Origin of the sequence: Thiomonas sp. FB-6 (assembly GCF_000377645.1) — a bacterium.
Taxonomy (GTDB): Bacteria; Pseudomonadota; Gammaproteobacteria; order Burkholderiales; family Burkholderiaceae_C; genus Thiomonas_A.
On the sequence record NZ_KB898498.1, the window covers coordinates 36,917 to 43,047 of the forward strand.

The 6,131-nt window shown below is 68.0% G+C and carries 9 protein-coding genes and 1 pseudogene; 9 read left to right on the forward strand and 1 reads right to left on the reverse strand.

Features of this window, described 5'->3' with window-relative positions; genetic code table 11:
• Positions 1-11: 11 nt before the first annotated feature.
• The 6 genes from D466_RS0115740 to D466_RS0115755 all read left to right on the forward strand — a co-directional run bounded on the left by D466_RS0115740 (position 12) and on the right by D466_RS0115755 (position 3,042).
• Positions 12-479 carry an Lrp/AsnC family transcriptional regulator gene (locus D466_RS0115740; RefSeq protein WP_018914669.1) on the forward strand — a complete coding sequence of 156 codons (468 nt, stop codon included), beginning with the start codon at positions 12-14 and terminating at the stop codon, positions 477-479.
• 48 nt (positions 480-527) lie between these two features.
• Entirely contained in the window at positions 528-1,160 is a 633-nt protein-coding gene (locus D466_RS0115745) for a trimeric intracellular cation channel family protein (protein WP_018914670.1), read from the forward strand.
• A 95-nt stretch (positions 1,161-1,255) separates the two neighbouring features.
• Positions 1,256-2,026, forward strand: coding sequence for an SCO family protein (locus tag D466_RS0115750; RefSeq protein WP_081629986.1), 771 nt, complete (start codon positions 1,256-1,258; stop codon positions 2,024-2,026).
• Positions 2,027-2,153: 127 nt separating this feature from the next.
• The gene (locus tag D466_RS25160) at positions 2,154-2,231 is read left to right on the forward strand and encodes a HepT-like ribonuclease domain-containing protein (RefSeq protein WP_081629989.1); all 78 of its coding nucleotides are present in this window, start codon (positions 2,154-2,156) and stop codon (positions 2,229-2,231) included.
• A 125-nt stretch (positions 2,232-2,356) separates the two neighbouring features.
• Positions 2,357-2,614 carry a plasmid stabilization protein gene (locus D466_RS23480; RefSeq protein ID WP_081629987.1) on the forward strand — a complete coding sequence of 86 codons (258 nt, stop codon included), beginning with the start codon at positions 2,357-2,359 and terminating at the stop codon, positions 2,612-2,614.
• A complete protein-coding gene (locus D466_RS0115755) occupies positions 2,611-3,042 on the forward strand; it encodes a type II toxin-antitoxin system VapC family toxin (protein WP_018914672.1) in 432 nt (143 codons plus the stop codon). The genes D466_RS23480 and D466_RS0115755 overlap by 4 nt, the downstream gene beginning before the upstream one ends.
• A 635-nt stretch (positions 3,043-3,677) precedes the next feature.
• Here D466_RS0115755 and D466_RS22030 read toward each other — a convergent pair.
• Positions 3,678-4,889, reverse strand: a complete 1,212-nt coding sequence (locus tag D466_RS22030; protein ID WP_081629988.1) for a DUF1566 domain-containing protein — start codon at positions 4,887-4,889, stop codon at positions 3,678-3,680.
• A gap of 346 nt (positions 4,890-5,235) precedes the next feature.
• On the opposite strand from D466_RS22030, the gene D466_RS0115765 reads away from it, so the two are divergent.
• The 3 genes and pseudogenes from D466_RS0115765 to D466_RS24090 form a co-directional block, all read left to right on the forward strand.
• Positions 5,236-5,484 (forward strand): type II toxin-antitoxin system Phd/YefM family antitoxin, encoded by a 249-nt coding sequence (locus D466_RS0115765; protein WP_018914674.1) that lies wholly within the window; start codon positions 5,236-5,238, stop codon positions 5,482-5,484.
• On the forward strand, positions 5,481-5,867 hold the full coding sequence (locus D466_RS0115770; RefSeq protein ID WP_018914675.1) for a type II toxin-antitoxin system VapC family toxin: 387 nt from the start codon (positions 5,481-5,483) through the stop codon (positions 5,865-5,867). Before D466_RS0115765 ends, D466_RS0115770 begins: the two co-directional genes overlap by 4 nt.
• Positions 5,868-6,006: 139 nt before the next feature.
• Positions 6,007-6,131 (forward strand): annotated as a pseudogene (locus D466_RS24090) (IS5/IS1182 family transposase); the annotation flags it as partial.

A 6,131-nucleotide genomic window follows, 5' to 3' on the forward strand; every position in this document is an offset into this window, starting at 1 on the left:
GGAAGCCGCCGATGGACAAGTTCGACCGCGAGATCCTGCGCCATCTCCAGCGCGATGCCGACCTGCCCATGGCCCGGATCGCCGAGGCCATCGGCATCTCCCCGGCCGCCTGCTGGCGGCGCCTGCAGCGCCTGCAGGAAGCCGGCGTGGTGCGCAGGAAGGTGGCCATCCTCGACGACGCCAAGCTCAACGCGGGGGTCACGGTGTTCGTGTCCATCCGCACCAGCGATCACTCCTCGGCCTGGGTCAAGGCCTTCTCCAGCGCGCTGCAGGACATCGAGGAAATCGTCGAGATCTACCGCATGAGCGGCGAGGTCGACTACCTGCTGAAGATCAAGGTGCCGGACATCAAGGCCTACGACGGCATCTACCGCAAGATCATCGAGCGCATGAACTTCCTGGACGTGAGCTCGAGCTTCGCGATGGAACAGATCAAGTCGACCACGGCGCTTCCGCTGTCCTACCTCGAACTGGACTGACGCTGCCGCGGCGCGCCGCGGCAGCCCACCCTCCCTGCGCACCCCGCCATGTCCCACGCCTGGTTCGTGCTGGCCGACCTGCTCGGCACATTCGCCTTCGCGCTCAGCGGCGCCACCGCCTCCATCGAGCGCAGGCTGGACCTGTTCGGCGTGGGGGTCGTGGCCTTCGTCACGGCCTGCGGCGGCGGCATCCTGCGCGACCTGTGCCTGGGGGTGACGCCGCCCGCCGCCCTGGTGGCCTGGCGGTACCTGGCGGTGGCCCTGCTGGCCTGCGCCATGGCGCTGTGGTCGCAGGGCCCGATCCGGCGCCTGCGCCATCCGGTGCTGGTGTTCGACGCCGTCGGACTGGGATTCTTCGCCGTCACCGGCGCCCACGCGGCGCTGCTGCGCACCCACGACGTGGAACTCGCGCTGCTGCTGGGCGTGGCCACCGCGGTGGGCGGAGGCGTGATGCGCGACGTGCTGCTCAACCGGGTGCCGGCGATCCTGCAGCGCGAGATCTACGCCCTGGCCGCGCTGCTGGGCGCCGGCGTGCAGGTGGCCGGTCAGTGGGCCGGGTGGGCTCCCGACTGGACGCCCTGGCTGGGCGCGTTCAGTTGCGCCGCGCTGCGCTTCCTGGCCTTGCGCCGGGGCTGGCGCCTCCCGCTGGCGCGCAGCGCGGACCGGCTGCGTGGCGACTGATTTCCGGGACGCGTCCGGACACAACTGCGCGGAGGCCCTGCCCCTACGATGCACGCAGGCGGCTCGTGCCGCCCGCAACTTTTTCAGGACCCGGCATGAATCGACTGCAAGCCCGGCACCGCGGCGCACGCGCGCGGATGGTGCCCTACGCCGCGCTGGCCGCGCTGGCCCTGGCCGCCGCCGGCCTGGTGGGCTGGCTGCTCGGGCAGCAGGCCAGGCCAGGCGTCACGGCGCCACCGGTGCTGTTCGACGCGCCAAGTTTTCGCGGACTCATCAACCAGAACGGCGTTCAGTTGTCGTCGGCCGATTTGCGCGGCAAGGTGCAGGTGGTGACCTTCCTGTTTCCCTACTGCAATACCTTCTGCCCGGTGATCGCCGCGCACCTGGTGGGCTTCGAGAACCTGTTGGCCGCCACGCCGCTGGCGCGGCGGGTCGACGTGGTGGCCTTCGACGTCGACCCCGGCGACACCGGGCCGCGCCAGATGCGGGCCTTCCTGCGCGAGTACGGCTGGAACCCCGCCAGCCCCCGCTGGCAGTACCTGACCGGCCGGCCCACGCAGATCCGCCGGATCGTCACCGGCGGCTACCACGTGGACTATCAGAAAGTGCAGGACTCCGGCTCCGGCAGCGCCGCGCCCGCACCCACGGCCACGCCCGCGCTGGCGGTGGCCGGCGCCGATCCCCAGCCCATCGTGGCCAACCCGCTGGCGCAGCGCGCCGACGTCGACTACGACATCACCCACGAGGACGTGCTGATGATCGTCGACCCGCAGGGGCGCGTGCGCAGGATCTACGACCAGGCCGACGCGGTGGGCGCCCAGCGCCTGCTGCGCGAGGTGCGTTCCGTGCTGGCTCGGTCGCACTGAACCGGCGTGAACGTTCTGACAACGGGACACTTCCCTGCGGGCACGCGCGAGCACATCGCTCAGCAAGCCGTTCCGCGGTGACCGCTGTGACACCAGCGAGGCCTGATCGGGATGCGGCATCGCCGGCATGCGCAACCGACTCATCCACGGCTACCTGACGGTCAATCCCGAGATCGTCCGGGATAGGGTCACGACGGTCGCGTAGCCGGCGTCCTGTCGCTCGGCCCCGCCTTTCTCCACCCATCGGCGCGGCGGGGCCATCGATGGCGTTGCTGTCGTTGATTACAATGCTATCGTTTTCCACGACAGGGCACGACCCGGGAGTGCGCCATGGCCAGCATCACGATCCGAAATCTGGACGATGACATCAAGCGCAGGTTGAGGGTTCGCGCAGCCATGCACGGGCGATCCATGGAAGAGGAGGCACGCGAGATCCTGCGCCGAGTCATGAACGAAAGCACGCCACCGCGCGACCTCGCCGCGGCGATTCGATCGCGTCTGACTCCGGCGGCCCGCGCGGACCTTCAACTGCCAGTTCGCGAGCCAATGCGCGAGCCGCCGAACTTCGGCCGAGACAGCGAGGCATGATCATCCTCGATACCAACGTCCTGTCCGAGCTGCTGCGTCCATCGCCCGCCTGGCAGGTACAGGCGTGGCTGTCGGCACAGGACGGCACGCAGGTCTACTTCACGGCGATCGGCGAAGCCGAACTGCGACACGGCGTGGCGATCATGCCGGCCGGCAAACGCCGGGCCGAGCTTTCGAACGCGATCGAAGGCATGCTCGGCGACGACTTTCGAGACCGCATCCTGCCCTTCGACCGCGCTGCTGCTCGCGCCTACGCCTCCATCGCCGCCGAGCGCCGCGCCGCGGGTCGGCCCATCAGTCAGTTCGACTGCCAGATCTGCGCAATCGCCCGCGCCAACGACGCCATGATCGCGACCAGAAATACCGCCGACTTCGAGGGCTGCGGAGTCGTCTTGGTCGACCCGTGGGGCGCCCCCGCGGCCTCCTGACCCCAGGGCACTGGGCAGGCTTCGGGTGGTGGCTCGCCAAGGACGGCGACAATGGGCACTGGATCGTGACGATGGCCGCGCGTCCCGGATCGCCCGTCTCGGTAACGCCGACAACCCGAGGGCTTCCATCGCCCTCGTAACCTGCTCGCGTTGAAGGTCGCCACGTGGCCGCACGTGGGGCCAGGCCCTACCGGAGCTCCGCCACGTGACCGTGATCGCGATCTACCAGCCCCCTGCCGGGGAAGACGAGGTCCGGCTTGAACGGGAGACCGTCTGGCTCCGGTTGGAGCAGATGGCGGAGTCGTTCGGCCGCGCCCCACCGTCGTGGGGCGCCACGCTCGGAACGTGTTGGCCGACGAAAAACTCGAGCGTGAGAGCACTGTGCAAAATCTGCACATGACCGGCTCCGACAAGCCCGTCGGCGTCGTTCAGAAAGCCGTCCGGCTGTGATGCCAGCGCTGCGTGATCAGGCGATCCTCGGGCATATCGCGGCGCCCGCCACGAAGCTTCCTCGCTTCACCGCGCGCAGGACGGAAGGCGACTTCATGGCAGCCTCTCAAGAAAACGCCGGGCCGCCCCAAGTTTTCTTGACCCCCACGGGGGGCGGGCTGGGCGCAGCCCGGCCCTGGGGGCGCTCAGAAGGCGCGCGAGCAGCGTACGGAGAGCAAGTTGCTCTTGGTCGCAGAAAACTGCGCGGATCCGCCGCCCGTGGCGAAGTACTGGAGCCAGGCGATGGCCTGCGGATTGGCCGAATATTCGGTTGAACTCCAGTAAAACCCGCTCAGGCTCAGGCCGCTCGCGTCGACCAGATCGGACTGCGCGTTCTGCAGCGTAGGCGCCCCGGAACTACCACAAGCCGGGTTGCCGTAGCCCATCTCGCACACGGCCGGCAAGTACCAGTCCGAGTACCCGCCGATGGTCGCCTTGCACGCTCCCGCGGCATACTGGCTGAGGGGGATCGGCGCGTTGGTCGCATCGTTCTGGTAGTAGAGGTAGAGGTTGTTCGTGTCGCAAGCCCCGTCGGTGGCACCGTTGCAGGCGGACTGCCCGGCCACCTGCCCGGCGGTCGGGTCGGGCGACGACGACGTCGAGACCTCCGTGATGCCGTAGATGGCGTCGTTCGCCACGCCGCTCGAGCCGTTGGCGGCCCAGCGGATGCCCGTCGACTGGTCGCTCGTCGTGAGCACCTTGCCGCCGACGCTGGCGCTGGCCGGCGTGGTGTCGTCGAAGGCGTAGACGTAGCCGCCTTGGTCGATGCAGCCGTAGCCCAGCACCACGACGTCGGTGCTGACGGTATTGGTGTTGCTGCCGCTCACGCTGACGGCGGCCGGTACCGGCGCCGTGCCGGCGGTGCAGGGGTTGGTTCCATCGGACGTGGCGGTGGCCCCCGGCGTGAAGCTCACCGTGCAACTGGCGCCCGCGGCAAGCAGGCTCCCGCAGGTGGTGGTCATCGCGGTTCCGCTCGGTAGCGCCGCAGCCGGGACAACCGTGAGTGCGCTGGCCGTCACTGCGCCGGTGTTGGTGATGGTGATGCTGCGCGACAGGCCCGAGGCCGGAGTGCCGGCGATGCCGTATTCGGTCAGACCCGCGGTGCTCAACGCAAGCGTGGACACGCTGGCGGCGAGCGTGGTTGATGTGGGCGGCGGAGTCGTGGGCGGCGGAGTCGTGGGCGGCGGAGTCGTGGGCGGCGGAGTCGTGGGGGGTGGCGCCGTGCCGCCGGTCGGTGGCGTGGAACTCGTGCCGCCCCCACAGGCTGCGAGCAGGAGGATCGACAGGCTCAGGATGCACGCGGCGAAGGTGCGTGCCAGGGCCGGCAGGGTGTCGAATTCGCAGCGATCTGGAGGCATGGTCCGTGGAAAAATGTCGAGAGACTGGAACGTGTGCGCACATGTTGGCAGCAATTCACCGCCCTGGCAAAGCCGGCTGCCGATGGTCTACTTGTCAAATTCACGGACACTCGGCCGTTTTCGGGTCTGGAAAAGCAACAAGGCCTCACAATTTGCGCTGTAAGGCCGTGTCTTCCTCGATATTGGGTGGCTCGCCGACCAGGGCGGATCCGGGCACTGGACGATCGCGGTGAATGGCACTGACCAGGGCTCCGAGCCTCGCACCGGTCCCGTGGCGACAGGATGATTTCAATCTAGCTAAGCCAAGCTAGAATAGACACATCATGCCAGCATCCAGGAGTGCACCGTGCACACCGTCAACATGTTCGATGCCAAGTCTTCGTTGTCGCGCCTGGTCGAAGCCATCGAGCAAGGGCGTGAACGGGAAATCGTGATCGCTCGCAACGGGCGACCCGCAGCGAAGCTCGTCGCGGTAGACCAGCAGGATCCGGGCGCGCGCATCGGCATCGCCAAGGGCCGTTTCGAAGTCCCCGAAGACATCGACGCGCACAACGACGAGGTGGCTCGGCTCTTCGGCGTGGCGACGACGCCATGAACCTGCTGCTGGATACCCACGTTGCGCTGTGGGCCATCACCGACAGTCCCCGGCTCGCAGCTCGCGCCCGCGACCTGATCCATTCGCCGCGCTCGTCCGTCTGGATCAGCGCTGCGACGATCTGGGAGATCACGATCAAGCATGGGCTCGGCCGCGGCGACATGCCCGTGTCGGGCCGCGATGCCCTGCGCTACTTCGGCGATTCCGGGTATCGTCTGCTGGCCATCGAGCCCGAGCATGCCGCTGCCATCGCTGAACTTCCGCCCCACCATCAGGACCCGTTCGACCGCATGCTGATCGCGCAGGCCCTGAACGAGCCGATGCGGCTGATCACGCACGATGCCACGGTGGCTCGCTACAGCGACACGATCATCCAGATTTGAATCAGGACCACGCGCGCGAGCAGCCAGGCATGCGAAACACAACACGCGGACGCTCCTGGCCGCCGGATCCGCTCGGAGAGCACGTTAGGGCAACGCTGAAGAAGGTCCACCGCCGAGGGGGCTCGTGCGTTGAAGGTAGATGAAGCAACAGACCCTTGCCATGGCCGCCGATCAAGCCGCCGGATTTGAGCAATACCGTAAGCCGACGAAGCGCGACGTGTTCCTGCAGACGATGGACGAGATCGTGCCGTGGGCGCAGTTGTG

Coding starts and splice junctions, on each gene's coding strand:
- D466_RS23480 (WP_081629987.1), top strand. CDS start 2,357: ATGGCCAGCATCACGATCCGAAATCTGGACGATGACATCAAGCGCAGG.
- D466_RS25160 (WP_081629989.1), top strand. CDS start 2,154: ATGCGCAACCGACTCATCCACGGCTACCTGACGGTCAATCCCGAGATC.
- D466_RS0115740 (WP_018914669.1), top strand. CDS start 12: ATGGACAAGTTCGACCGCGAGATCCTGCGCCATCTCCAGCGCGATGCC.
- D466_RS0115745 (WP_018914670.1), top strand. CDS start 528: ATGTCCCACGCCTGGTTCGTGCTGGCCGACCTGCTCGGCACATTCGCC.
- D466_RS0115755 (WP_018914672.1), top strand. CDS start 2,611: ATGATCATCCTCGATACCAACGTCCTGTCCGAGCTGCTGCGTCCATCG.
- D466_RS22030 (WP_081629988.1), bottom strand. CDS start 4,889: ATGCCTCCAGATCGCTGCGAATTCGACACCCTGCCGGCCCTGGCACGC.
- D466_RS0115750 (WP_081629986.1), top strand. CDS start 1,256: ATGAATCGACTGCAAGCCCGGCACCGCGGCGCACGCGCGCGGATGGTG.
- D466_RS0115770 (WP_018914675.1), top strand. CDS start 5,481: ATGAACCTGCTGCTGGATACCCACGTTGCGCTGTGGGCCATCACCGAC.